The following is a 25,758-nucleotide window of genomic DNA, read 5'->3' as shown; positions in this document are numbered from 1 at the left end:
GGCGATTCACACAACAATTTTCGCCCAATTGCGAAAAACACCAAATATTCACCTGCATCCAGGCCTGACAAAAACCATAAATTTGGCTGCAGGGTGTGCACTTTTCTCTGGCAAGAGGCCACTTTTACCCTTCACTACAGGAGTTACAGATGAGTCATTCCCTCTCCCAGGCGGATTTTCTGGCCCAGGTCGCCAGCCGCAATCCCCACCAACCGGAGTTCATTCAGGCCGTAAGCGAGGTGATCGCCTCCATCTGGCCCTATGTGGTGCGCCACCCCCGCTACCTGCAGCACGGCCTGCTGGAGCGGCTGGTGGAGCCGGAGCGGCTGATCCAGTTTCGGGTGAGCTGGGTGGATGATCGAGGCCAGGTGCAGGTGAACCGGGGCTACCGGGTGCAGCACAGCTCCGCCATCGGCCCCTTCAAGGGGGGGATGCGCTTTCACCCCTCGGTGGATACCTCGGTGCTCAAGTTCCTCGCCTTCGAGCAGACCTTCAAGAATGCCCTCACCACCTTGCCCATGGGCGGCGGCAAGGGGGGCAGCGATTTTGATCCCAAGGGCAAGAGCGAGGGAGAGGTGATGCGCTTTTGCCAGGCGCTGATGCTGGAGCTGCATCGCCACCTCGGCGCCGATACCGACGTGCCGGCCGGCGACATCGGGGTGGGCGGGCGCGAGGTGAGCTACATGGCGGGCATGATGAAGAAGCTCACCAACAGCGCCGAGTGCGTCTTTACCGGCAAGGGGCTCTCCTTTGGTGGCAGCCTGATCCGCCCGGAAGCCACCGGTTACGGCCTGCTCTATTTCGTCGAGGCCATGCTGGCCAACCGGGGGCAATCCCTGGACGGCATGACGGTCTCTGTGTCGGGCTCAGGCAACGTGGCCCAGTACGCCATCGAGAAGGCGATGGCCCTCGGCGCCCGGGTCATCACCGCCTCCGACTCCGGCGGCACCGTCTACGATCCGGCGGGCTTTACCCCCGAGAAACTGGCGCGGCTGATGGCGCTCAAAAACGAGCAGCGCAAACGCATCGCCGATTATGCCCACGAAGAGGGGCTGGAGTTTTTCAGTGGCCGCACTCCCTGGCACCTGCCGACGGACGTCGCCCTCCCCTGCGCCACCCAGAACGAGCTGGATGAGTCGGACGCCGTTACCTTGATTGCCAATGGCGTGCAACTGGTGGCCGAGGGGGCCAACATGCCGAGCAGCGCCGCCGCCATCCGCCGCCTGCACGAGGCCAAGGTGTTGTTTGCCCCGGGCAAGGCCGCCAACGCCGGCGGGGTTGCCACCTCGGGTCTCGAGATGAGCCAGAACGCCCAGCGTCTCTGCTGGAGTCGGGAGGAGGTGGATGCCCGCCTCAAGAGGATCATGACCAGCATCCACGCCACCTGTGTGCACTATGGCCAGGATGAGACGGGTCACGTGAACTACGAAAGCGGCGCCAACATCGCCGGCTTCGTCAAGGTGGCCGACGCCATGCTGGCTCAGGGAGTCTGCTGACGCCGCCAACGACCGCACAGACGGACAGCATTACGACAGAGGGCAGCCCCGGGGCTGCCCTCTGTTTGAGTGGATGAGCCGCTCACTGTCTGTACTTATCACCTTGTTTCCCTTAGGCTTTAAGCCAGCTTTCGACCCTTAGTACGGCCACCGTGGACGCGGGGCCGCCCCTCTTTTATCAGTGCCAAGGACTCTCCCATGCTGGCTCGCACCCGCCGCCTCGTTCGCCGCCTTCTTCTCAGCCTGCTGGGCTTGCTGTTGCTCGGCTGGGCCCTGGTCGCCTACTTCGCCTGGCAGGCGGCGCCGTTGCAGCCCTGGCACACCCTGGTACCGCCCGAGCTCAGCGCCGAGCAGCTCGATGACAGCGACTGGCAGGCCTATCTGGCCCACGAGCAGCAGCTGTTCGAGCTGGTGACCAAGGAGGTGATCGCCAGAACGCCGCCGGAGCAGCAGCTCGACAGCAATCGCTACTATCAGGATGCCCCCATCAATCCGGCTCATTTTGCAACCGACTGGAACCGCTCCTATCTGCTGCGCCCGAGCGGCGAGGTGAAAGGGGTGGCGGTGTTCCTGCACGGTTTGACCGACTCCCCCTACAGCCTGCGCCACCTGGCCCAGCGCTACCGCGAGCAGGGCTTCATCGCCCTGGGGCTGCGCATTCCGGGCCACGGTACCGTGCCGGCCGGGCTGATCGACATCGACTGGGAGACCTGGCTGGCCGCCACCCGGCTGGCGGTGCGCGAGGCCAGGGTGCTGGCGCCAAGCCCATTGCCGCTGCATCTGGTGGGATTTTCCAACGGCGGGGCGCTCGCGGTGAAATATGCACTCGATGCGGAAGGTGACAAGACGGGCACGCTGGCAAGGCCAGATCGGCTGGTGCTCATCTCCCCCATGATAGGGGTGACCCGCTTTGCCCGCTTCGCCGGCCTCAAAGCGGTGCCCGCCCTGCTGCCCGCCTTTGCCAGCGCCGCCTGGCTCGACACCATGCCGGAGTTCAACCCCTTCAAGTACAACTCGTTTCCGGTCAACGGCGCACGCCAGTCCTACCGGCTGACCCACGCCATCCAGCAGCAGGTGCGTGAGCAGGCCGCCAGCGGCGAGTTGGCGGCCTTCCCGCCCACCCTCACCTTCCAGTCGGTGATGGACTACACCGTCAGCACCCGCTCCATCATCGCCGATCTCTACCACTTCCTGCCTGCCAACGGCAGCGAGCTGGTGCTGTTCGACATCAACCGCGGCACCCTGTTCGGCCCGCTGCTGAGCAGCGCCTCCGAGTTGGCGCTGAGCCACCTGCTGCCGCGCCCGCCGCTCTCCTACCGGCTGACGGTGGTGGGCAATCAGGCGCCCGCCAGCACCCGCACCCAGGCCAGCAGTTTGCCGGCCGGCGGCGGGCCTGAGCAGATCCAGCCCCTCGACATCGACTACCCCAGGGAGATCTACTCCCTCTCCCACGTGGCCCTGCCCTTCCCGATGGATGACCCCCTCTATGGCATGGCGCCACGACCCGAGCAACGGGAGCAATACGGCATCAATCTCGGAGGCCTGGCCCTGCGCGGTGAGCGCGGGGTGCTGATCGTCAACCCCGGCGCCCTCACCCGCACCTCCTCCAACCCCTTCTTCCCCTATCTGCAGCAGAAGGTGATAGAGACGCTGACCGCGCCAACCCAACCGCCGGCCGGCAAACAGCCAACCCCGGTCTGGGACAGCGAAGACGAGGCCGCCTATCAGGCGGAGCGGGAACAGTTTCTACAGGATGCGCAGGAGAGCGAGGCTCCCTTCTAGAGCCCTTGCCAGGGCCCGTTGCGGCTGTGCGTCAGGATGGGGCCGACCAGGAAGATCTTCTGCACTTGCTCAGGCAGAACGGCATCCACCGTCAATCACCCGATGCCAAGCGCCATCAGGGATAACGGCTGATCTCAATCAGGTTCTGATCCGGATCCAGGCAGTAGACCGACTCGATGGGGCCGCAGGCTCCGCTCTTGGTCACCGGCCCCTCCACTATCTCCACCCCGTGGCAATGGAGCTGGGCGATGACCTGTTCCAGCGGCCAGCGGGTGATGAGGCAGAGATCCCCCGAGCCCACCTGCGCCCGGTTACGCGGCTCCTGCCCCAGCAGTTGCAGATTGATCTTCTGGTTGCCAAAGCGCAGGGCCCGGCGCCCCGCCCCGAAGGTGATGGCTTCCATGTTGAGCACCGAGCTGTAAAACGCGACGGCTCGCTCGATGTCGCTAACCGTCAATACCAGATGGTCGATATGGCTGATCATGTCCCCTCCTGGCTGAGATGTGTCGATAGTGCTGGCCCGACAGACGGCTCTGTGGGCACCCTCATCATACCCAATTGTCTACCAATCAACTGTGCCGAATGGCGCAAAGATGGCCGAGCAAAGCCGCTAGCTGAGTGAAGGCGGCGGTTGCTTTCACTGTTGGGGACCACACGCCAGGTCACGCTGGGCCAGCAGGGCTTCATCATCATTGTCCATCGCAGCCAGAATGGCCTGATTGCAGGCGCGCTCAGCCTGCCGAGCCGCATCCGGTTTGCTCTCGCGAATGTCGGCGATCATGGGGCGGTAGTTAACTGAAGCAGCGCAATACATGGCGCGATACTGAGGCTGCTGCGCGTTGCTGTCATCCTGGCGCGACAACTGATCGCACAGCTTGCTAAATAGCGCCGCCGCCTTGACGGTGCATTGGCTGAAGCGCCGTGCATCCTGCTCGTAGCTGCGGCAGACGCTTTTCGGCTGCAGCTGCCAAAACTGGAAGGCAAAGGGGATTTGTTCCCCCTCATACTCCACCACCAGCGACTTAAGCTCAGTGCCATAAATATCCGCTACCTGCTGCTGTACCAGATTGAGATAAGCCGAGAAAAGATAAGAAACCGGATCCATCACCACCTCCTTGTGGTTGACCTGGGTGAACTGACGTCTGTTACTCCCCTGCGCTAAGTCTCTAATGAAAGGACCCACTCTAGCCTACCGCTTACTATCAGCTAATTGCTTGATGATGCACACATTATTGTACCGACACAGCTGAAATAAGGTGTCGATTGGATTAAGATGCGCGCCATATAAGGTAACTCGGATGGGGCCATCCCGATCATGTCGGGGCTCAAGGCGACCGAGAAACAGTGCTGAGGAGCCAGTTTTGCGCGGGACATGGACAGAAGAGGAACTAAGGGCGACGGTCAGCGCCTACCTGGCGATGCGCACCATGGAGCAAAATGGCATCCCCTTCGTCAAAAAGCGCTATTACACCGAACTTGCTAACCAGTTTGGCCGCACCGAGAAGGCATTCGAATATCGAATGCAGAACATTTCCTATATCTGCGCCCTGCTAGGGCGGACCTGGGTATCAGGTCTCAAACCGGCTAAAAACGTGGGCCCCCACAATGCCCCCATCATAGAGCGCCTGCTCTGTGAGCTCGATGGCCAACCCTATACCGGCAAGGCTGCTTTTGAGCATCAAGTGAGCCGCTACAAGATCAAGCCAGTACTCCCCACGCCCATCGGCATCCAAGAACCACAGCAGCGTTATGCAACCAACACAAGCTATGGGCGAGATCCAAAGGTGAAGGCTTGGGTATTGATGACGGCGGCAGGCCATTGCGAAAGCTGCGCACAACCGGCCCCTTTTCATGCCACCACGGGGGGCGCCTTCTTAGAGGTGCATCATCTGCGCACACTCGCCGAAGGGGGTTCGGATACCATCAGTAACACAGTGGCGCTCTGCCCTAATTGCCACCGTGAGCTGCACTATGGCGTCAACCAGGCACATAAACGTGAGGCCCTTTACCAGGCGCTACCCAGGCTGGTGCGAGAATAACGCGCCTGCTGCGCTCATAAAAAAATGGCTCGCCAATGGCGAGCCGTTTTGGTCTGGGTCAGCAGGGGATCCGCTTGATGCGGCCGTCGCTCAGTTTGAAGAAGGCATCCTGCGGCAGCTCCTGCAGCCAGGTGGTGGTGTAGTCCAGATCCGCATAGGCACCGCGCAACATGGCGCCAAACAGCCCGTGAGAGACCACGATGGCACGCTCGGCGATACGCTCATCCTGCAGCCAGCTCAGGGCCCGGCCTTGAATGCTCTGAAAACTCTCCCCCTCGGGGGCTTGCAGATACCAGTCTGGCTGTTCCAGATCGAGCTCGGGGTGGGCCGCCAGCAGCTCGGGCACCCGGCGACTCTCCCACTCCCCCATCCCCAACTCCACCAGTCGCTCGTCCCAGACGATACGCGCTTGGTCCAAGCCAAGCTGCTGGCACACCCGCTCCGCGGTCTGGCGCGCCCGACCGAGGGGGCTGGCGTAAATGGTCCAGTCGGCGGGCTCGGCCAGGAGCTTGGCCAGGCGGGTGCCCATGGCGAGGGCCTGGGCTTCCCCCTTGGCGGTCAGTTCGGAGTTGCAGCGCCCCTGCAACCGCAGTTCGGCGTTGTAACGGGTCTGGCCGTGGCGCAGCAGATAGAGGGTACGGGACATGGTTTCTCCAGCAGGTTCAATGAGATAACAAAAACAGAAGAGGCATGATAACAGATGCGCCGGGGCAGCCAAGGCGCAGGCGGGGAGCGGAAAAAACAAAACGGGCCAATGCTGACCCGTTAATGCTGGCTGGAGCGGCGCTCAACCCTTCTTGATCTCCCGCAGATAGCGGTAGATGGAGTGAACCGAGATGCCGAGCTGGCGGGCGGCGATCTGGGCGCTGTCTTTGAGCTCGAAGATGCCGAGCTCGTGCAGCTGGTTGACCATGACCCGGGTCTTCTGGGACGGGGGCACCGCCTCGTTGCCGCGCACCTCGGCACTGACGGTGTCGATGGTGCTGTTAAGGGCCTCGTCGATGTTGCGGGCAAACACCTCCGGGGTGGCATGCCCATCGTGGCCGTGCAGGCACTCCGGCATCATGGTGCGCAGCACGGATTGCAGCGGGGCATCCATGTCGGTGTTGATGCAGAGCAAGCCGATGGCCTGCCCCTCGCCATTGCGAATGACGGTGGTGAGCGAGCGCAGCGTCTTGCCGGTGGCGCACTTGGTCATGTAGGGGCTGGAGATATCCTGCCCGCTCTTGAGTTTCATCATCGCCAGGTTGGTGATGGGGGCACCGACGCTGCGCCCCGTGATATGGCCGTTGGCAATCTTGATGATCGACGGATTGCGCGCATCCAGGCTGTGCAGCAGCACCTCGGTGTGCTGACCATACATGGCGGCGATGCCGTCCACGATGATCTCCATCGCCTTGAGGATCTCGAAATCGGTCGGACTCAGCTCTTGCAGCTTCACATTGAAACCTTATAAAAGGGCCGCCGACCCGGACAAGGGCGGCAGCCGACAGGGACACTCAGGCGGACATGATATCAATAATGGTGCTGTCTGTGGCAGACATGCCGTCTTTGACCATCTGGCCCACGTTGCGAATGGTCTGCTCCACGTTGCCCGCCACAATCCCCTGCCCCGACACTGCATGGCTGTTGAGCGCCATCAGGAAGCCGCGCACCGCAGCCCCGGAGGAGGTGCTCACCTTCATGGCGCAGGAGGCCTTGGCGCCGTCGCACACCATGCCGGCGCTGTCGCTCAATACGTTCTGGATGGCGTGGCAGGATTGCTCGAAACTGCCGCCCGCCAGATAGACCATGGCCATGGCCGCGGCCGCGCTGGTGACCGTGTTGCCGCAAAAGGCCGACAGCGGCGGATAGTGGGACTTGATGTAGATGGCCCCCAGGTGGCTCATGATGAGGGCGCGGGCCAGCTGCTCTTCGCTGGCACCGAAGCGCTCGGCGATGACCACCACCGGGATGGTGGCGGCGATGCCCTGGTTGCCGCTGCCGAAATTGCTCATGGCCGGCAGGGTAGCGCCCCCCATACGGGCATCGGAGGCCGCCGCGGTGCGCATCACGATGCGGTTCATCACGTCCTCACCGATGAGGCCGGCCTGGATGTTCTGCTGCATGGTGCGGCCAATTTCGAGGCCGTAGGGGTTGTTCATCCCCTCGTCGGAGAGTTTGCCGTTGAGCTCGGAGGCCTGCAGGATAAAGCGGATCTGCTCGAACTCCACCTGGGTGGCGAACTCATGAATGGCGGCGATGCTGATGTCGACCCCGTCGCAGATGGCGCCGGTGGCGCCCCCCTGGCCCTGCTCGGCCGTGAAGGTCACTTCATCATTGCGGCGCTGCTCGACGATGCGGGTATGGCCGCCGCACAGGGTCACCTCGGCGCTGTGCTCGGTGCCCTCTGCATCAAGGCCCAGCAGCCGGACCCGGCAATAGATGAACTCGGGGGCCGAGGTGCGGCTCACCTGCACCTGGCCTGCATCGATCAGCTCCTGCGCCTCTGCGACCTGGGACGGCGTGATGGCGGCCAGCACCTCCAGCCCGGCCTCGGCGTTACCACCGATGGCGCCGGCGGCAGCGGCAATGGCCAGCCCGATCTTGCCGGTGCCCGGCACATAGACCCCCATGGAGTTCTTGTAGAGGTTGTCCGACACCACCACCTCCAGCCGGACGGGCTTGCAGCCCAGTTGCCGGGCGGCGACGGCGGCGGCATAAGCGGCGGCGATGGGCTCGGTACAGCCCAGCGCCGGTTTGACAACCTGTTGAATAATCTGCAGATACTGCTGCCACGCTTGCTTCATCAGAACACCCTTTCTATCAACATTAACCAGCGATGTGAGCGATCGCTTCCACTTCCACCCTGACACCCATCGGCAGATCCTTCACCGCAAAGCAGCTGCGGGCCGGGCAATCTTTCAGGAAATAGCGTTTATAAACCTCGTTGAACGCGGCAAAATCACTGATCTCGGCGAGATAACAGGTGGTCTTGAGCACGGTATCCAGGTTGCCGCCGGCGGCTTCCAAGACATGCTTGAGGTTCTCCAGCGCCTGACGGCTCTGGGCTTCGATGCCCCCTTCCACCACGCCGCCCTGCTGTTTGCACACCGGCAGCTGGCCGGAGGTAAAGATGAGGTCGCCATAGGCAGTGCCATGGCTGTAGGGACCGATGGCATCGGGTGCGGCATCCGCCACGATGATCTTTTTCATATCGCCACTCCTTAAAATGCAATTATTTTTGCAATCAATAGTCTCGTCTTGTTCAACATTATTTGCTTATTAGGCATTCCATTCAACTAAAACCTGCAAAAACAGCGATAAATTCGGTAGCAGGTGCAAATTGAAAGCGTGATCTGTCTCCCTCTTTAGGTAGAAGAGCGATAAAAAGCATTGTTTTGCCGCTTTTTATTCAACTATATTTGCGCCTGATTTTTACCCCTATAAAAACAAGGTATTTTATGGACGCGCACAGTACGACACTCACCCGGCCCGTGATGGGCACGCTGGAATGGAAAGAAGCGGTTCGTTTTGACAGCACCGACTGGGGCTGGGTCATCATGAGCATCGGCATGGCCATCGGGGCGGGGATCGTCTTCCTGCCGGTGCAGGTGGGACTGATGGGGCTGTGGGTGTTTCTGCTGTCGGCGGTGATCGGCTACCCGGCCATGTACATGTTCCAGCGCCTCTTCATCAATACCCTGGCCACCTCGCCCGAGTGCAAGGACTACCCCAGCGTCATCAGCGGCTACCTCGGCAAGAATTGGGGCGTGCTGCTTGGCGCCCTCTACTTCGTGATGCTGGTGATCTGGGTGTTCGTCTACTCCACCGCCATCACCAATGACAGCGCCTCCTTCCTGCAAAGCTTCGGAGTCACCCAGCAACTGCTCTCCGAGAATCCCTTCTACGGGCTGGTGCTGATCTGCGCCCTGGTGGCACTGGCCTCGCGCGGCGAAAACCTGCTGTTCAAGATCTCCACCTTCATGGTGCTGACCAAGATCAGCGTGGTGGCGGTGCTCGGCCTGATGATGGTGGGCAAGTGGGATGCCGCCAACATCACCGCCATGCCGGCCAGCGGTGACTGGCTGAAGGATGCCATCGTCATGCTCCCCTTCACCCTCACCTCCATTCTCTTCATCCAGAGTCTGAGCCCCATGGTGATCTCCTACCGCTCGCGGGAAAAATCCCTGGAAGTGGCCCGCTTCAAGGCGATGCGCGCCATGAACATCGCCTTCGGCATCCTGTTCGTGGTGGTGTTCTTCTACGCCGTCTCTTTCACCCTGGCCATGGGCCACGAGCAGGCGGTCAAGGCCTCCGAGGAGAACATCTCGGCGCTGGCCATGGTGGCCCAGGGTATGCCGGGCCAGACCCTCAAGCTGCTCAGCCTCACCCTCAACATCTTCGCGGTGATGACCGCCTACTTCGGCGTCTATCTGGGCTTTCGCGAGGCCTGCCAGGGGCTGGCGATGAACCTGCTGCGCCGGGTGATGCCGGAAAATCGCATCAACAAGGGGCTGGTGGGCAAGGGCATCATGCTGTTCACCGTGCTGCTCTCCTGGGGGCCATCGTGCTCAACGCCCCAGTGCTGAGCTTCACCTCCATCTGCAGCCCCATCTTCGGCATGGTGGGGTGCCTCATCCCGGCCTACCTGGTCTATCAGGTGCCGGCGCTGCACAAGTACAAGGGAGTCTCCCTCTACATCATCATCGTCACCGGCCTGCTGCTCTGCGTCTCGCCCTTCCTGGCGTTCAACTGAGCCGCGACCTTCTCCCATCGGCAACGGGCCACCCTGAGGGTGGCCCGTTTTTCTGACCCATTCAGCCCCCCTCGCCACGGGAAAAAGCCAAGGGGATCACAACTTCCACCCCGCCCCCAGCCGAGCCCCCCGGCGAGGAGTAATATCCAGCCATCCCGCTACACGCCCCGTCGGGGCCCGAGGCTTCATATGAAATGGATATTCACGCCCGCCATCCGGCTCGGCAATCAGCTCTCCTTCAAGTACAAGTTTTTGCTCTGGTCCTGCCTGATGCTGCTGCCGCTGGCCTACAGCATGACCAACCTGCTGGGTCGGCTGCAGGATGACAACGCCCAGGCCCGCAAAGAGCTGGCCGGCGTGGTCAAGCTGGCGCCGCTGCCCGCCATCGAGCAGGCCCTGCTGACCCATCGCAACCTGGTCACCCGGCACGGCTATGAGCAGAACCCGGTCGGCGAGGAGGAGGTCAAGGCCGCAGCCCGGGCCGTCGATGCCAGCCTGGCCGCCTTCGCCGCCACCAAACAGCAAAACCCCGTGTTCGATACCCTCGCCCAGGAGTGGTCAAGCCTGCAAAGCGAGGCGCTCGGGCTCGAGGTGGATCAGAGCAACCTGCGCCACGACAAGCTGCTGACCGAGGTACGCCACCTCTACAAGAGCATCACCGCCGCCAGCAGCCTGGTGCAGGATCCCGCGCTCGGCACCTACTACATGGTGGTGCTCGCCAGCGAGCGGCTGCCGCAGCTGCGCGATCTGCTGGCCCAAGTGCGGGATCGGGCCGCCACCATCGCCGACTTCGGCCTGTTTCAGGCCCAGGGCTACAGCGCCCTGCGCTTTCGCCTCGACCTCATCAACGCCACCCTGCAGGAGCTGGAGGCCGACCTGACCCTGCTCTATGAGATGGCGCCCACCTATCGCAGCGAGCTGGGCCAGCAGACCGACGCCCTGCTGCTGCAGGCCCATCAGGGGGTCGACACCCTGGAAAACAAGATGATGAAGGATCAGCAGGTGCAGCTCTCCAGCAAGGAGGTGCTGGCGCTGGGGGATGGGCTGGATGCCGCCATCACGGCGCTGGCGGGTCAGGTGCGCCAGCGGCTGGAGGCAGACCTGCACCAGCGCATGACCGCCAACCAGCGTCACTTCTGGTGGGTGACCGGGCCGCTGACCGCCATCCTGCTGGTCTATCTCTACCTGATGATCGGCGCCTATCTCTCCTTGCGTGGCACCGTGGGCCGGGTGCGGGAGATCGCCGCCCGGGTCAACGCCCAGGATCTCAGCCAGCAGATCGAGATCGTCGGCCAGGATGAGCTGGCCGCCATCAGCCGGGATTACAACGTGACCCTGCAGACCCTGCGTACCCTGATGCTGCGGGTGCGGGAGAACGGCGTCAGCGTGGTGGAGAGTGCCACCGAAATCGAAGCGCGGACCTGTCGTTCCCAGGAGGTGATCGCCGATCAGCAAGGGGAGACCCATCAGGTGGCCACCGCCATCAAGGAGCTGGCCGCCACCTCCCACGACATGGCGGGCAACGCCCAGCAGGCCGCCCGCATGACCCAGGAGGCGCAGGCCGTGGTGGGTCAGGGCGAGGCGGTGGTCGAGCGTACCATCAAGGCCATCGACCACATCAACCGCGAGGTGCTGCGCACCGCCGAGACCATCGGCCAGCTGGAGCAGCAGTGCAGCCAGATTGGTGGCGTCATCGGGGTGATCCGCGGCATCGCCGAGCAGACCAACCTGCTGGCCCTCAACGCCGCCATCGAGGCGGCCCGCGCCGGCGAGCAGGGACGCGGCTTCGCGGTGGTGGCCGACGAGGTGCGCTCGCTGGCCAACCGCACCCAGGGGGCCACGGTCGAGATCCAGCAGATGATCGAGCAGCTGCAAACCGGCGCCCGCGCCTCGGTCAGCGCCATGTCCGCCGCCAGCCGCGAGGCGCAGGAGGGGGTTGGTCTGGCCCAGGAGGCCCAGCAGGCCTTTGGCGCCATCACCGAGCGGGTGGGCAGCATGGTCGACACCAACTCGGTGATCGCCAGCGCCATCGAGCAGCAGGGGGCCGTGGTCAACGAGATAGAGCGCAACGTGGTGCGCATCTCCGATGGCAGCGACGAAGCGCTGCAGGTGGCCAACGCGGCCCGCGACGCCGCCCGCCAGATCCACCAGCTCACCGAGCAGCTGCGAGCCATGGTGCAAAGCTTCGTGCTCTGAGCCGGCGTCAATCACCTATGCCAGCCCCCTGCCGGGGCTGGTTTTTTTTGCCAATTCAGACGATCGGGCAGCATTGTTTTTCTTGGCGAAAAAAGTACCAACTGCCCATTGTGCGCTGAGGATAAAGCGGGGTAATCTTCAGCCACAACAAGATTCGAACGTTACCTTTATTGCCTGCAACAGGCCCGGGGATCAGTTCGACGCCCGAGGAACAGTTCGACGAAAGTCCGGCGAGAGGAAGCTCGCATCACGACACACAAGTTCAGGCGAGGTATCGCAAATGGCGAAGTACCAGTTTTTCTCTATCCCGGCCTCCAACCGGCAGCAGTACACCTTTATCGACATGGCCTCCCCCACCTTCCTGCCCGAGAAAGAGGCACTGCTGGCGCAGGGGTTCGAGGTGGAAGAGGATTTCATCGACGCGGCCAACCCGCGCGAGGCGGTGGAGAAGTATCGCTCCAACTTCCTCTATGTGGCCGATGAGATAGGCAAGTCGGACGCCGGTTACGCCGCGGCCATCGCCCTGCAAGAGCTCGGCAAGGAACTGCTGGGGCATAAGCAGGGCAATTGAGCTGATAAATGAAACGCGGCCAGCGGCAAGCTGCCGATGGCCGCAGGCAATGCTGGCAATGCTGGCAATGCTGGCAATGTAGTTCAGCAGCGGGCGAGCTGGCGGAGCATCTCGATCAGCTCCTCTTCGCTGCTGGGCTCATAAGCGAGCTGCAGGCAGGGCGCAGCGCCCCCCATCAACATGTAGACGTGGGTGCTGCAGTGATCGTAGTGATACCACTTACCGTCGATACAAACGTCGGTGTAGCATCTCGGGTCCCTTTCAAGTTCCATACGCACATCCTTTTGTTACATCCCTTCAACATCACTCTGACCGTAAGATAACCCGGCCGCTGCAAACTTGATGCAGATCAAGGGAAGCGACGGCCGACGCGGATATCTGCCGGATCTGCGGCCCATGGTGCCCAACACCGACATCCATCAGCCGTACCCAACCCAAGACTCACCCCGCCGGCGCATACTGCGGTGGATCGTGCGCAACAAAAACGGCGCCCGCAGGCGCCGTTTTTTTATCTCCGCGCCACGTGGTCTCGCGGTGCGGGTGAACAAGCCTCGGGCTTATTCGTCTTCCAGGTAGGCGTAGCCTTGCAAACCCAGCTCCAGCTCGTCGAGCAGGGCCTTGCGGGTCGCGTCGTCCAGCGCCGGGTGGGAGACGATGCGCTGGTAGTTCTCGCGGATGACCGACGGGTCGATGTTGACGTAACGCAGCAGCTGATCGACGGTGTCGCCGCGCACCACGTTGCGAATGTCCATCTTGCCTTCGTCATCGAGCCACACTTCCGCGCAGTGGGTGTCACCGAACAGGTTGTGCAGATCCCCCAGGATCTCCTGATAGGCACCGACCAGGAAGAAGCCGACATGGCACTCTTCGTGCTCGCCATATACCGGCATCGGCAGGGTGCTCTCGACCCCCAGACCGTCGACATAGTGCTCGACCTGACCGTCGGAGTCACAGGTGATGTCCATCAGGATGCCGCGGCGGGTGAGCGGACGTTCGAGGCCGGCCAGCGGCATCACCGGGAATACCTGACCGATACCCCAGGCATCCGGCAGGGACTGGAACAGGGAGAAGTTGGCAAAGCACTTGTCCGCCAGTTTCTCGGAGAGCTCGTCAGCCAGCGCACGGTGGTTGCGGTTGACCGGGTTGAGCAGCTCTTTGAGTGCCAGACAGGTGTTCTGGTGCAGCATCTCGGCCCAGGCGCGTTGCTCCAGGTTCAAGAGACCCATGGTGTACTGGGTATTGACGTCGCCCAGGTCTGCCACCGAGTCGTGGAAGATCTCCAGCAGGGAGGGATCTTCGCTGCGCAGGTCCAGCCAGCCTTTCCACATGTTCTGCAGAATGGTGGGCGCATCCTCGTCCGGTGCGCTGATGTCGTTCATCTCCACCCCTTCGGCACCAATGATGTTGGTAACCAGCACGGCGTGGTGAGCGGTCAGGGCACGGCCGGACTCGCTGATGATGGTCGGGTGCGGCAGGTCGAACTCGCGGCAGACATCGCCGATGCCCCACACCACGTTGTTGGCGTACTCGGAGAGGCTGTAGTTGGCGGAGCAGTGGCTCTGGGAACGGGTTCCCTCGTAGTCCACCCCCAGGCCGCCGCCGACGTCAACCACTTCGATGTTGGCACCGAGGCGACGCAGTTCGGCGTAGAAACGGCCGCACTCGCGGATGCCGCCCTGGATGTCGCGGATGTTGGCGATCTGGGAACCCAGGTGGAAGTGCAGCAGTTGCAGGCAGTCCAGCTTGCCAAGGCCGCGCAGACGCTCGATCAGCGCCAGGATCTGGGAGGCGGACAGACCGAATTTGGACATGGAGCCACCGCTCGATTCCCACATGCCGGAGCCGGTGGAAGCGAGCTTGGCACGCACCCCGATGTTGGGCTTGATGTTGAGACGAGCTGACTCGTCCAGCACCATTTCCAGCTCGGAGGGCTTCTCCACCACGATGTAGACCTTGTGGCCCATCAGGTTGCCCAAGAGGGCGTGGCGGATATATTCGCGGTCTTTGTAACCGTTGCAGACGATCACCGAGCCTTGCTCATGGTGATGGGACAGCACGGCCAGCAGTTCCGGTTTGGAACCAGCTTCCAGGCCAAGCCGGGGCTTGTCGCTGTAGGACTGGCTGATGGTCTCGATGACGCGACGCTGCTGGTTTACCTTGATCGGGTAAACGCACAGGTAGTCCCCTTCATAGCCTGACTTCTCGATGGCCTGACCGAAGGCGTTGAACAGCGCATCGACCCGACTCTTGAGGATGTCGGGGAAACGCAGCAGTACCGGAGTGGTCAGCCCGGATTGACGCAACTGTTCGATGGCGTCGGAGAGCACGATCTGTGCATCAGGGCGTGATTTGTCGGGAGCGACGGTCACATGACCGGCGTCATTGATGTTGAAAAAACCCGCACCCCAGTAGGGAACGTTGTAGACCTTCAAGGAGTCCTTGCTGGACCAGTTAGTCATGGGCTATGCCTCGCAAATGAGCGGCCGGTGGCCGCCTTCGTTACCCTCAATCACATCCAGACCATCGATGACAAGGTGCGGCGCGCCGAGGCGGCCTGCCGGCTCGGGAAGGGCGACTCCTGCAACCTGCGCGCACTACGCGGCGGGTTGACCCGGGCCCTTCCGTCACATCCCTTGCACATCGCGGCAAGCCTAGGCTGCCTGGTGGATCTTGGGGAAGTAACGAGTCTTGATGTGGGGCTGGTGGCTTTACATCAAGCTCAACGGTATGCGGTGCTGCGCTAACAGCGCCGCGGTACTTTGATGACGGACAGCATCAGCCACGCGGTCCGTTCATCATTCGGCAGCCATCACGACAGCAAGGGAAGGTTTCAAGGAAGAGAAGCGAAGGCGTCAGCACGCGTGCGTGTTGATAGACGACAACAACCACAGCCAGCTCAGCACCAGTGACCGCCCATGACAAGGGAAGATGATGAGCCGTTGGCTCACTCGGTCAGCTGGACATTGAGTGTCCGTTGTTCTCCCTGATACCGGAGCCTAACCGGTATTAAAGAAACCATACCCTAGCAGTGTCTGTCGTTGCTGCGTGCCTCGCCCTATAGGCGTCTGATCATCCGGGAGTCTGGCGGCCTCTGCCTGCTCAGGGTTACCCTTGGATCGGCGCGGAGTGTACACACTTACCGCCAGCGGTGACAATAAAAAATAGTGTTCAAAAACTGCTTTTAATAAGGCGATCAAATCTTGCTGCCAGCAGGCCTGGCACGCGGGGGAAGAAGTCCGTCCACCCCCTCTTTTCCACCCTGAAAATAACGCCGGTTTGCGCCATCCGTTGTCGCCCCCGACCCCCTCAGTGCTGAGCGCCTGCCTGGCCACATCACAAGCCGCTTAAAAATGTCGGTTATTGGATATTTTATGCTGCGCTTGATATCAACAACCACAGCCTGAACCACCTTACACGTTTACAGCCAGATCTTCGCCAAAAAATGCGGCAAAAACTGCGCTGACGCAAAAAGCCGCGCCGCCAGATTGGCCACAATGGCCCCTCCCCACCGGTACGAGGCTTGCCAATGGATACCTTGCTTGAGCGTTTTCTGCGTTACGTGACTTTTCATACCCGCTCCGATGCGACCAATCCCGCCAGTCCCAGCAGCGAGGGACAGCTCGTCTTCGCCCGCGCCCTGTGCGACGAGATGCAGCAGATGGGACTGAGCCGGGTCACCCTGGACCAATACGGCTACCTCACCGCCTACCTGCCGGGCAACCAGCCGGACGCGCCGGCCATCGGCCTCATCGCCCACATGGATACCGCCGACTACGAGGCGGCGCACGTGGTACCCCAGATCATCGAAAACTATCAGGGCGGTGACATCTGTCTGGGCAAGGGGGACGAGGTGCTGGCCATTCGCGACTACCGCTTCCTGAAAAACTACCTGGGGCAGGATCTCATCACCACCGACGGCAGCACCCTGCTGGGGGCCGATGACAAGGCGGGCATCGCCGAGATCCTCACCGCCATCGACCACCTGCTGGCTCACCCCGAGATCCCCCGTGGCGATGTCTGGGTCGGTTTTACCCCGGACGAGGAGATAGGTCGCGGCGCCGACCGCTTCCCGCTGGACCGCTTCCCGGCCAAATGGGCCTATACGGTAGACGGCGGCGAGCTGGGTGAGCTCGAATACGAGAACTTCAACGCCGCCGGCGCCACCGTGCGTTTTATCGGCAACAACGTGCACCCCGGCACCGCCAAGGGCAGCATGATCAACAGCCAGACCCTGGCCGCCCGCTTCCACGCCGCCATGCCCGCCGAGCAAACCCCGGAGGCGACCGACGGCTATCAGGGCTTCTTCCACCTGGCCCAGATGAACGGCACAGTGGAAGAGACCAGCCTGCACTACATCATCCGCGACTTCGACGACGAGGGCTTCGCCGCCCGCAAAGCCCAGCTCAAGGAGCGGGTCGCCTCGCTGCAGCTGGAGGCCCCCAGGGCGCGCATCGAGCTGACCCTGACCGACAGCTATCGCAACATGCGCAGCCAGATCGAGCCGCACATGCACATCATCGAGCTGGCCAAGGCCGCCATGCAGGCCGCCGACGTCACCTCGAGGATCAAACCCATTCGCGGCGGTACCGACGGCGCGCGGCTCTCCTTTATGGGGCTGCCCTGCCCCAACCTGTTTACCGGCGGCCACAACTTCCACGGCAAGCACGAGTTCATCCCGCTGCAATCCATGGAAAAAGCGGTCACCACCTTGGTGGAGCTGGTGCGCCTGACTTCGGCCTGGCGCGGCTAAACCGGCCATCGTCACCGCCATGACCAAAGAGGGGAACCGGTTAACCGGCTCCCCTCTTTGCCATCAAACTGTCATCCCGCTGCCATGGGGCGGGAACAGAAGGGTGTCACGCTAGGGCAACGACTCATCGGAGCCCAGCCCATGTTCAGTGTCGATACCCTGCTACAACAACACCTGCCCCGCCTCTCGGCCCACGGTCTGTTGCGCCCCCTGCTCCGGCAGGGGCTGCGCTGGCTGCTGCACGAGCAGGCGTTTCAACGCTTCGCCACGAGTCATCCCCACCTGCGCGGACTCGACTTCGTCGAGCAGGCGCTGACCGAGCTCGACTTCGACTACCGGGTGAGCGAAGCCCAGCTCGAGCACATTCCGGCCAGCGGCCGGGTCATCATCGTCGCCAATCACCCCATCGGCTCCCTCGACGGGCTGGCCCTGCTGCGCCTGCTCGGCCGCATCCGGCCGGACGTCAAGATAGTGGCCAATCAGCTGCTGGCCCAGCTGACGCCGCTGCGCCCCCTGCTGCTGCCGGTGGACAACCTGGGCGGCAAAACCGACCGGCGCGCCATCCTGGCGATGGGGGAGCACCTGGCAAGCGAAGGGGCCTTGGTGATCTTTCCCGCCGGCGAGGTGTCGCGCCTCGGCCCCAAAGGGGTCAAGGACGGCCCCTGGCAGGCGGGCTTCATCAAGCTGGCCCAGCGCACCCGCACCCCGCTGGTGCCCATCCACCTGGACGGGCGCAATGGTCTCTCCTTCTATCTCGCCGCCTGGCTCCACAACGACTGGGCTGGGCTGTTGCTGGTCAAGCAGCTGTTTCGCCAGCAAGGGAAACGCATCGGCGTCACCATCGGTGCCCGCATTCCGGCCAGCGGGGTGCAGGAGCTGCCCGCCAAGAGCGCGGCCCGGCTGGTGCGCAGCCACCTCTACCGAGTCGGACGCGGCAAGCGGGGTTTGCTGGCCACCGAGGCCCCCATCGCCCTGCCGGAGGAACGCCGTCAGCTCAAACAGGCCATCGACGCCTGCGAGGCGCTCGGTCATACCCCGGATGGCCAGGGGATCTACCTTTACCGGCGCCACGAGCTGAGCCATTCGGTGATCCTGCGCGAGCTGGGGCGCCTGCGGGAAATCGCCTTTCGGGCGGTGGGGGAAGGCTCCGGCAGGCGGCGGGATCTCGACGCCTTCGACGATGACTACCACCACCTCATTCTCTGGGATCCGGCCCGGCTCGAGATCATCGGCGCCTACCGTTTCGCGCCGGTGGCCGAACTGCTGGCCAGCAAGGGGCTTGGCGGCCTCTACAGCCACACCCTGTTCGGCTTTGAAGAGAAATTGCGGCCCAGGCTGGAGCTTGCCATCGAGCTTGGCCGCAGCTTCATCCAGCCCGCCTACTGGGGCAAGCGGGGGCTCGATTACCTCTGGTTCGGCATCGGTGCCTATCTGGCCCGCTATCCCCGCTACCGCTACCTGTTCGGCCCGGTGTCGCTCTCCGGCAGCCTGCCGGCGGCGGCCAAGGATCTGCTGGTGAGCTTCTATCGCCAGCACTTTGCCCCCGAGCTCGCGCTCGCCCCGTCGCGCCGCCCCTACCCCGCCACGCCGCCGCTGTTTGCCGGGCTGGATTACGGCGCCGATCTGCGGGAACTCAAAGCCCGCCTCGACAACCTGGGTTGCGCCATCCCTACCCTCTACAAACAGTACTCCGAGCTGTGCGAGCCAGGTGGCGTGCAGTTCATGGATTTTGGCATCGACCCCGACTTCAACCACTGCATCGACGGCCTGGTGTGGGTGGATGTGAGCCGCCTCAAGCCCCACAAGCGGGCCCGCTATATCGGCCTTCCCGCAGAGGAAGAACCGGGCACAACTGCCGACCGTTGAACGGGCGCCACAACGAGAGAGGGAGGCCTGTGCCTCCCTCTCTCTGTCATTGATGCTGTGGCCTACTCGGCGACCGGCTTGCGATCGGCATGGCCGAGGTCGCGCTCGGGGGCGATGACATCGCGTACCCGCTGCTTGATCTCCTTGGCCTCGGGGAAGCCCTCGTCGGCCACCCTATCCCACACCAGCACCCCGTCCACCAGAATGCGAAATTCCCCCTTGCTGGCCGGCACCAGCGCCACCTCACCCAGATCGCTGTCGAAGGTGGAGAGCAGCTCCTGGGCCAGCCAGGCGGCGCGCAGCATCCAGCGACAGAGGGTGCAGTAGCGGATCTCGATGCGAGGTTTGGGGGCGGGCAGCGTCGTGTCGCTCATGTGGTCACTCCATCAATGGCGGCTAAGAAAAAAGCACTCACTGGGCAACCCCGTGGAAGTCGGCCAGCCAGTGGCGGGCAATGGTGCGCATGGTCGATTGCGGCAGGTCAAACAGACCGGGGGCCAGCGGCTGCAACGCCAGCTGACGCACCCCTTCGATGATCTCCGCCAGCACCAGATAGACATATTCGCCGATGACGGCGCCGTGGACGAAGTTGACCGCCTCGCCCCGGTTGAGCAGGAAGATGGTGCTACCGTCGGGGCGGGTCAGTGCCAGCACGTGGGGGCACACCTCCTCGCTCGGCCAGGGCAGCTGGGCGAGGCAGAACGCAAACTCGTCGTCGGCCGAGGTGACCGAGGCGACCATGGTGCCGGGGCGTAACTGCTGCAGATCCGCCAAGTCCAGCGCGCCGTTGCCGGTGGAGCAGATCACCAGCTCGGCCCGACCGAGGGCTTCGGCCTTGCCCACCAGCTTGAAGCCGTGGGAGAGCGCCTCCACCTGGCGCAACACGTCGGTCTCCACCAGCTCCAGATGCAGGTTGCGGCACCTGAGTTCACGGGCGATGCTGCGGCCCACCTTGCCGTAGCCGAACAGAGCGGCCTGGCAGACATTGAAGGTGCGGTTGAGGGTGCGGGCCAGGGATTCGGCGGAGTAGACCACGCTCAGACCAATCTGGATATCCTCGGCCTGCTTGAGGGGGCTGCGCGCCACCGAGATGACCGGGGTGGCCAGCACCTCCTGCTCGTAGCGCTGATGGCCGTTTTCGGTCATCTCCACCACCCCGAGGAAGCGGGGGCCGAAATACTCGCTGAGGGTGACCTGGGTTCTGGCGAAATAGCCCCCGATATCGAGGATGATCAGCCGCTCATGGGGAGCTACCAGCGGGGCTATGTGCTCGATCACCCCCTGCGGGGTGTTGGTCCACTGGCGATTGAGGGGCAGTACCGGATAGTGTTGCTGGGCCCAGGTCAGGGTCGGTCCATGCACTGACTTGGGTTTGGGCAGGATGGCGCCGATCCGCCCGATCTGATCGAGGGCCTGGATAAACTGGGGGCGATCGGGAAGCAGATGGGTAACCAGCAGGATGCAGAGCCCGTCGAGACGTCCCTGCTCGGTGAAATGGCGAAAAAACAGATGCTCAGATCCTTGACTGCGCAACTGTGGCCTCCTTAGCGCGCCGCAAACAAGCAGGCAAACAGAACCCGGTCAGACCGGGTTCTGTGTGTGTCCAGATAATTGAAAATCCTTTTTATCTGAAAGCACTATGGGGCTCAATCTTTATCTGTGCAGACTATGACGAAGTCGGCAACTTTCGGGTTAATTGTCTGTTTTTTATGCTAAAAATCAGTACAACGAGGCTTCCGGCCACACCTTCCAGAGACTGAGTCCGGCTCCTGCGCCCGCCAGCAGGATCAGCAGGGTCCAGCGCTGGATCCAGGGCTTGCTGCGCAAGGTCCACTCCAGCAGCGGCAGCAGCCAGACCGGCAGCAGCACCAGCAGCGGCACTTCCACGTATTGCCAGGCGAGCATCTGGACAAAGGCCAGCGCCAACCCGAGCGCCGCGGGCGCCACCTGGCTGCCGACAAAGGCCCCGAGCAGAGCACGGAAACCGGCGAACGCCGCCAGCGCACCGGCCAGCTGGGCAATCAGCAGGCTGCCGTCGATGCCGATCACCAGCGCCAGCCAGATGAAGCCGAGGGCAAAGCCGAGCCCCTCGCGGCTGTCACCGCGCAGCCCGGTCCATCCCAGCCAGGCGATGGCAGGCAGCAACGCCAGCCAGATGGCAGGCTCGCTTGCCAGCACCGAGGCCAGCCCCTGCCACCACACCAGCGCCCCCAGAGCGGCAAACAGCGCAAGCGCGGCCCGCTGGTCGGCCAGCTGCGCCGCCAGGGCGGGCACCAGCAGAGTCAGCGGCAGCCACTGCCACGCCTTGACCGGCAGCCCGTAGGCACCGCCCAGCAGACAGCCCACCAACCAGAGCGCCAGGGCGCCCCACAGATACCCCAGCCGCGGCCAGCGCCACGACAGCAAAGCGGCTCCCAAAGGAGCCGCCAGGGTTTGCAGCAGGAGTGCCGCGCCCATTACTTGCGCACGCCTTCGACGAACAGATTGATGCTCATCTCGTCAGGGATGTTCGGCACCATGTAGTTCACGCCAAAATCGCTGCGCTTGATGGTGGTGGTAGCGTTGAAGCCGCTGCGGTAGCCACCCCAGGGATCCTTGCCTTCACCGATGTGGACCAGATCGAAGGCCACTTCCTTGGAGACGCCGTGCAGGGTCAGGGTGCCTTTCAGTACGCCTTTATCCTTGGTGCCCTCATAGCCGGAGCTGACGAAGGTCATCTTGGGGAACTGCTTCACGTCGAGGAAATCGGGGCTGCGCAGGTGTTTGTCGCGCGGCTCGTGGTTGGAGTCCACGCTAGCGGCATCGATCTCGAAGCTCGCCTTGGCCGCCGCCGGGTTGGCGTCGTCCATGCTGAAAGTGCCGCTGAAGGTATTGAAACGGCCCACCAGTTCGGAGAAGCCGAGGTGACCCACCTTGAACTGCACCGTGGTGTGCGCCGCATCGACGTCGTAATCGGCTGCCATCAGGGGAGCCGCCATAAACAGGCAGGAGGCCAGCAGGGCCTTGGTCATTTTCATCCGTTCGTTCCTTCATATTGGGGGTTCACAACAACAGCCAAGATGCTAACCTCCATATCGGAATAGATAATCAGCGATTTATTAAAATAATTATCAACTGAGAGTGAAAGATGGACCAGATAGCCGCCATGCGCACCTTCATCAAGGTGGTGGAGTGTCAAAGTTTTACCAAGGCCGCCAACCAGCTCGGCATCTCGGTCGCCATGACCTCCAAGCTGATGCAGCAGCTGGAGGAGTCGCTCTCCACCCGGCTGCTGTCGCGCACCACCCGCCAGGTCAACCCCACCGAGGCCGGCCAGTTCTACTACCAGCGTTCCCAGGCGCTGCTGGCGGAACTTGAAGAGACCCACAGCCAGCTGACCCGCAACAACCAGCAGCCCCAGGGCACCCTCAAGCTGTCGGTGCCGATGGATTTCGGCTACCTGCACCTCTCCCCCGCCCTGCCGCTGTTTCGCGAACGCTACCCGGATCTGAAGCTGGAGATAGAGTACAGCGACCGACGGGTGGCGCTGGTGGAAGAGGGGTTCGATCTAGCGCTGCGCATCGGCAACCTGCCGGACTCCTCCCTGGTGTCCAAGCCGCTGGCCATGATGCGACTGGAGGTGTGCGCCAGCCCGGCCTATCTGGCCCGTCGGGGGACGCCAAACACCCCGGAGGATCTCAAGCAGCACGACTGCCTACTCTATACCCTGACCCAGCCGGACTGGGTGTTCAAACGGGATGGCGAGCAGCTGAGCGTGCGCCCGCAGGGGCCGCTGCGAGCCAACAACGGGGTGGCCCTGACCCGGGCGGCCTGCGACCATCAGGGCATCATATTGCAGCCCACCTTCATCGTCGGCGATGCGCTGCGCTCCGGCGCCCTGGTGTCACTGCTGCCGGAGTGGGAGAAGGGGCAGGTGGGGCTCTATGCCCTCTATCCGCACCGCCGTTTCGTCTCGGCCAAGGTGCGCTGTTTCATCGAATTCGTGCAGGAGCGCTATCTCGCCCCCCACTACTGGGATCGCAAGGCTTAAGACCTTTGCAGCGACCGAGGTGACGGGATGGCTAAGAGGCGGCGCTATCGGCAGGCAGCGGCAGCTCGGCCACCAGCAGCAAGTCGCGCAGGCTCAGCTGCCAGCGCGGCAAGCGCTGGCGCAGGGTCGCCAGCTGCGCTTCATCAAATGCATAAGGCAAGGTGATGTGCAGGCAGTGGCAGTCGAGCATGCCGGCCAGCTGCAGGGTCAGGATGAGATTGGCCTCGTCGGTCTTGTGCTTGTTGATGCGCTTGCCCAGTTCGTGGCGAAAGTGGGTCTCGGGATCCTGGGTCATCGCCTGCCAGCCATAACCAAACAGCGGAATGAAGGCGCTGACGACCCCCAGCGCGGTCAACGGCTGTTTGGGCGGGTGATAGAGAGCGTTGAGATCCAGCTCGATGGGCGTTAGATGCAGCTCACGATTGCCGGACAAAATATTATTACTCATTGGATAACCCTGTTGATTCCACTAGACTGCGCCGCATATTTGACCTGACATGCCAACGAGGTGCTGATGCTAAGCGATATCGAGATCTCCCGCCAGTCCCCCCGTCTCCCCATTCACGCGCTGGCCGAACGCCTCGCCATCCCTTCGCACCAGCTCCATCCTTACGGTCACTACAAGGGCAAACTCAGCCTCGGGCTGCTCAAGTCGCTCCCCAAACCGGCGGGCAAGCTGGTGCTGGTGAGCGCCATCACCCCCACCCCGCTTGGCGAGGGCAAGACGGTGACCACCCTCGGTCTCTCCATGGGGCTCAACCATATCGGCCAGCCCAGCATCGCCACCATCCGCCAGCCGAGCCTGGGCCCGGTGTTCGGGGTCAAGGGGGGCGCCGCCGGTGGCGGTCACGCCCAGGTGGTGCCGATGGAGGAGATGAACCTGCACCTCACCGGTGACTTTCACGCCCTCACCGCCGCCCACAACCTGGCGGCGGCGGCCCTCGATGCCCGCCTGTTCCATGAGCGCAAGCTCGGTGACCAGTTCAGCGCCAGAACCGGTTTGCAGCGCCTCGATATCGATGCAGACAACATCCTCTGGCCACGCACCCTCGATATAAACGACCGCGCCCTGCGCCACCTCACGATTGGACAGGGGGGCGCCGCCGATGGCGTCGAGCGCCAGGATCGCTTCGTCATCACCGCCGCCTCCGAGCTGATGGCCATTCTGGCACTGGCGAGCGATCTGAAAGACCTGCGTCAGCGCATCGGCCGCATCCAGCTGGCCCGCGACCTGCACGGCAAGCCCATCAACGCCGAGCAGCTGGAAGTGGCGGGGGCCATGACAGTGCTGCTCAAAGAGGCCCTGCAGCCGACCCTGATGCAGACCACCGAGCAGACCCCGGTGCTGGTGCACGCCGGCCCCTTTGCCAACATCGCCCACGGCAACTCCTCGGTGATCGCCGATCGCATGGCCCTCGGCCTTACCGATTACGTGGTGACCGAGGCAGGCTTTGGCTCCGACATGGGGCTGGAGAAGTTCTTCAACATCAAGCATCGCCAGTCCGGCATCACGCCGGCCTGCGTGGTGCTGGTGGCGACGGTGCGCGGCCTCAAGACCAACAGCGGCCTGCTCGACATCCGCCCCGGTCAGCCGCTGCCGGAGAGCCTGCTGCGCGAGGATCTGCCGACCCTCGAGCAGGGCTGCGCCAACCTCGGCTGGCACATCGCCAATGCCCGCCGCTACGGGGTGCCGGTGGTGGTCGCCATCAACCGCTTCCCCACCGACAGCGAGGCCGAGCTGGCCCTGCTGGCCCGCGCGGCGATGCAGGCCGGCGCTTGTGGCAGCGCCATCTCCAGCGCCTTTGCCCAGGGCGGGGCCGGTGCCAGCGAACTGGCCCAGGCGGTGGTGGCCGCCTGTAAGCAACCGGGCAAGGTCAAACTGCTCTACCCCGACGAGATGAGCCTGGACGCCAAGCTGGCAACTCTGGTGGAGTGCGGCTACAGTGGCCGCGGGGTGACGCTGTCGGACAAAGCCCGCCAGCAGCTGGCGCAACTCTCTGCCGAGGGGTGGGATCACTTGCCGGTCTGTGTGGCCAAGACGCCGCTCTCCATCAGCCATGACCCCGCCCTCAAGGGGGTGCCGACGGACTTCGAGGTGCCCATCGAGGAGGTGAAGCTGTGCGCCGGTGCCGGTTTCGTCTATGCCCTGGCGGGCCCCATCATGACCATGCCGGGCCTTGGCAGCCTGCCGGCCTACCGTCATATCGACATCGATGATAACGGCGATATCGTCGGGCTGAGCTGATGGTTGATGGTGAGTGGCAGCTGCAGGCCAAGCCACCGCCTCGAC

23 protein-coding genes and 1 pseudogene are annotated in these 25,758 nt (G+C 63.0%); 11 read left to right on the top strand and 13 right to left on the bottom strand.

The annotated features are described in order from the left end of the window. Positions 1–149: 149 nt before the first annotated feature. Both gdhA and E5E97_RS13090 read left to right on the top strand, forming a co-directional pair. Positions 150–1,496, top strand: a complete 1,347-nt coding sequence (gdhA, locus tag E5E97_RS13095) for an NADP-specific glutamate dehydrogenase (RefSeq protein WP_171280379.1) — start codon at positions 150–152, stop codon at positions 1,494–1,496. 198 nt (positions 1,497–1,694) lie between these two features. After that, positions 1,695–3,278: a carboxylesterase gene (locus E5E97_RS13090; RefSeq protein ID WP_171280378.1), complete on the top strand. Its 1,584-nt coding sequence runs from the start codon at positions 1,695–1,697 to the stop codon at positions 3,276–3,278. A gap of 115 nt (positions 3,279–3,393) precedes the next feature. Here E5E97_RS13090 and E5E97_RS13085 read toward each other — a convergent pair whose 3' ends face one another. Both E5E97_RS13085 and E5E97_RS13080 read right to left on the bottom strand, forming a co-directional pair. Continuing rightward, positions 3,394–3,762 (bottom strand): VOC family protein, encoded by a 369-nt coding sequence (locus tag E5E97_RS13085; RefSeq protein ID WP_010634411.1) that lies wholly within the window; start codon positions 3,760–3,762, stop codon positions 3,394–3,396. Positions 3,763–3,915: 153 nt separating this feature from the next. Next, positions 3,916–4,383, bottom strand: coding sequence for a hypothetical protein (locus E5E97_RS13080; protein WP_171280377.1), 468 nt, complete (start codon positions 4,381–4,383; stop codon positions 3,916–3,918). A gap of 256 nt (positions 4,384–4,639) precedes the next feature. Here E5E97_RS13080 and E5E97_RS13075 point away from each other — a divergent pair, with 256 nt between their 5' ends. Continuing rightward, positions 4,640–5,317 carry an HNH endonuclease signature motif containing protein gene (locus E5E97_RS13075; RefSeq protein ID WP_253265081.1) on the top strand — a complete coding sequence of 226 codons (678 nt, stop codon included), beginning with the start codon at positions 4,640–4,642 and terminating at the stop codon, positions 5,315–5,317. 58 nt (positions 5,318–5,375) lie between these two features. On the opposite strand, the gene E5E97_RS13070 is transcribed toward E5E97_RS13075, so the two are convergent. From E5E97_RS13070 to E5E97_RS13055, 4 genes are all read right to left on the bottom strand, one after another. Beyond that, positions 5,376–5,963 (bottom strand): histidine phosphatase family protein, encoded by a 588-nt coding sequence (locus E5E97_RS13070; RefSeq protein ID WP_171280375.1) that lies wholly within the window; start codon positions 5,961–5,963, stop codon positions 5,376–5,378. Positions 5,964–6,104: 141 nt separating this feature from the next. Further along, entirely contained in the window at positions 6,105–6,758 is a 654-nt protein-coding gene (locus tag E5E97_RS13065) for a transcriptional regulator (protein WP_017779224.1), read from the bottom strand. 58 nt (positions 6,759–6,816) lie between these two features. Next, positions 6,817–8,106: a serine dehydratase subunit alpha family protein gene (locus E5E97_RS13060; protein ID WP_171280374.1), complete on the bottom strand. Its 1,290-nt coding sequence runs from the start codon at positions 8,104–8,106 to the stop codon at positions 6,817–6,819. 22 nt (positions 8,107–8,128) lie between these two features. Next, positions 8,129–8,512 carry a Rid family detoxifying hydrolase gene (locus tag E5E97_RS13055; RefSeq protein ID WP_005299455.1) on the bottom strand — a complete coding sequence of 128 codons (384 nt, stop codon included), beginning with the start codon at positions 8,510–8,512 and terminating at the stop codon, positions 8,129–8,131. Positions 8,513–8,760: 248 nt separating this feature from the next. On the opposite strand from E5E97_RS13055, the pseudogene E5E97_RS13050 reads away from it, so the two are divergent. The 3 genes and pseudogenes from E5E97_RS13050 to E5E97_RS13040 all read left to right on the top strand — a co-directional run bounded on the left by E5E97_RS13050 (position 8,761) and on the right by E5E97_RS13040 (position 12,822). After that, positions 8,761–10,055, top strand: a pseudogene (locus E5E97_RS13050) (hypothetical protein). Positions 10,056–10,244: 189 nt separating this feature from the next. Then, the gene (locus E5E97_RS13045; RefSeq protein ID WP_171280373.1) at positions 10,245–12,251 is read left to right on the top strand and encodes a methyl-accepting chemotaxis protein; all 2,007 of its coding nucleotides are present in this window, start codon (positions 10,245–10,247) and stop codon (positions 12,249–12,251) included. Positions 12,252–12,531: 280 nt separating this feature from the next. Beyond that, positions 12,532–12,822 (top strand): hypothetical protein, encoded by a 291-nt coding sequence (locus E5E97_RS13040; protein ID WP_045790196.1) that lies wholly within the window; start codon positions 12,532–12,534, stop codon positions 12,820–12,822. A gap of 83 nt (positions 12,823–12,905) precedes the next feature. On the opposite strand, the gene E5E97_RS13035 is transcribed toward E5E97_RS13040, so the two are convergent. Together E5E97_RS13035 and speA are read right to left on the bottom strand one after the other, a co-directional pair. Continuing rightward, on the bottom strand, positions 12,906–13,094 hold the full coding sequence (locus E5E97_RS13035) for a hypothetical protein (protein ID WP_042065358.1): 189 nt from the start codon (positions 13,092–13,094) through the stop codon (positions 12,906–12,908). A gap of 285 nt (positions 13,095–13,379) precedes the next feature. After that, on the bottom strand, positions 13,380–15,281 hold the full coding sequence (speA, locus tag E5E97_RS13030; protein WP_029301340.1) for a biosynthetic arginine decarboxylase: 1,902 nt from the start codon (positions 15,279–15,281) through the stop codon (positions 13,380–13,382). Between the two features lie 27 nt (positions 15,282–15,308). On the opposite strand from speA, the gene E5E97_RS13025 reads away from it, so the two are divergent. From E5E97_RS13025 to E5E97_RS13015, 3 genes are all read left to right on the top strand, one after another. Beyond that, positions 15,309–15,566, top strand: a complete 258-nt coding sequence (locus E5E97_RS13025) for a hypothetical protein (RefSeq protein ID WP_024943755.1) — start codon at positions 15,309–15,311, stop codon at positions 15,564–15,566. 782 nt (positions 15,567–16,348) lie between these two features. After that, positions 16,349–17,572, top strand: a complete 1,224-nt coding sequence (gene pepT, locus E5E97_RS13020; protein ID WP_171280372.1) for a peptidase T — start codon at positions 16,349–16,351, stop codon at positions 17,570–17,572. 141 nt (positions 17,573–17,713) lie between these two features. Continuing rightward, positions 17,714–19,438, top strand: coding sequence for a lysophospholipid acyltransferase family protein (locus E5E97_RS13015; protein WP_171280371.1), 1,725 nt, complete (start codon positions 17,714–17,716; stop codon positions 19,436–19,438). A gap of 62 nt (positions 19,439–19,500) precedes the next feature. Here E5E97_RS13015 and E5E97_RS13010 read toward each other — a convergent pair whose 3' ends face one another. The 4 genes from E5E97_RS13010 to E5E97_RS12995 all read right to left on the bottom strand — a co-directional run bounded on the left by E5E97_RS13010 (position 19,501) and on the right by E5E97_RS12995 (position 22,455). Further along, entirely contained in the window at positions 19,501–19,812 is a 312-nt protein-coding gene (locus tag E5E97_RS13010) for a SelT/SelW/SelH family protein (protein ID WP_171280370.1), read from the bottom strand. A gap of 37 nt (positions 19,813–19,849) precedes the next feature. Then, on the bottom strand, positions 19,850–20,971 hold the full coding sequence (locus E5E97_RS13005; RefSeq protein ID WP_016350268.1) for an adenosylhomocysteinase: 1,122 nt from the start codon (positions 20,969–20,971) through the stop codon (positions 19,850–19,852). 186 nt (positions 20,972–21,157) lie between these two features. After that, positions 21,158–21,895, bottom strand: a complete 738-nt coding sequence (locus E5E97_RS13000) for a hypothetical protein (RefSeq protein ID WP_171280369.1) — start codon at positions 21,893–21,895, stop codon at positions 21,158–21,160. Next, positions 21,895–22,455, bottom strand: a complete 561-nt coding sequence (locus tag E5E97_RS12995; RefSeq protein ID WP_011705502.1) for a YceI family protein — start codon at positions 22,453–22,455, stop codon at positions 21,895–21,897. Before E5E97_RS12995 ends, E5E97_RS13000 begins: the two co-directional genes overlap by 1 nt. Positions 22,456–22,565: 110 nt before the next feature. Between E5E97_RS12995 and E5E97_RS12990 the strand changes: the two genes are divergently transcribed. Then, positions 22,566–23,468, top strand: a complete 903-nt coding sequence (locus tag E5E97_RS12990) for a LysR family transcriptional regulator (RefSeq protein ID WP_171280368.1) — start codon at positions 22,566–22,568, stop codon at positions 23,466–23,468. Positions 23,469–23,499: 31 nt separating this feature from the next. On the opposite strand, the gene E5E97_RS12985 is transcribed toward E5E97_RS12990, so the two are convergent. After that, entirely contained in the window at positions 23,500–23,916 is a 417-nt protein-coding gene (locus tag E5E97_RS12985) for a hypothetical protein (protein ID WP_135320140.1), read from the bottom strand. Between the two features lie 66 nt (positions 23,917–23,982). Between E5E97_RS12985 and E5E97_RS12980 the strand changes: the two genes are divergently transcribed. Continuing rightward, positions 23,983–25,713 carry a formate--tetrahydrofolate ligase gene (locus E5E97_RS12980; protein ID WP_171280367.1) on the top strand — a complete coding sequence of 577 codons (1,731 nt, stop codon included), beginning with the start codon at positions 23,983–23,985 and terminating at the stop codon, positions 25,711–25,713. The last annotated feature ends 45 nt before the right edge of the window (positions 25,714–25,758 follow it).

The sequence above is a fragment of the Aeromonas sp. 2692-1 genome, assembly GCF_013085505.1.
GTDB classification, from domain to species: domain Bacteria; phylum Pseudomonadota; class Gammaproteobacteria; order Enterobacterales; family Aeromonadaceae; genus Aeromonas; species Aeromonas hydrophila.
Note: the sequence above shows the minus strand (reverse complement) of the source record. Positions and strands in the feature narration are given on the sequence as shown.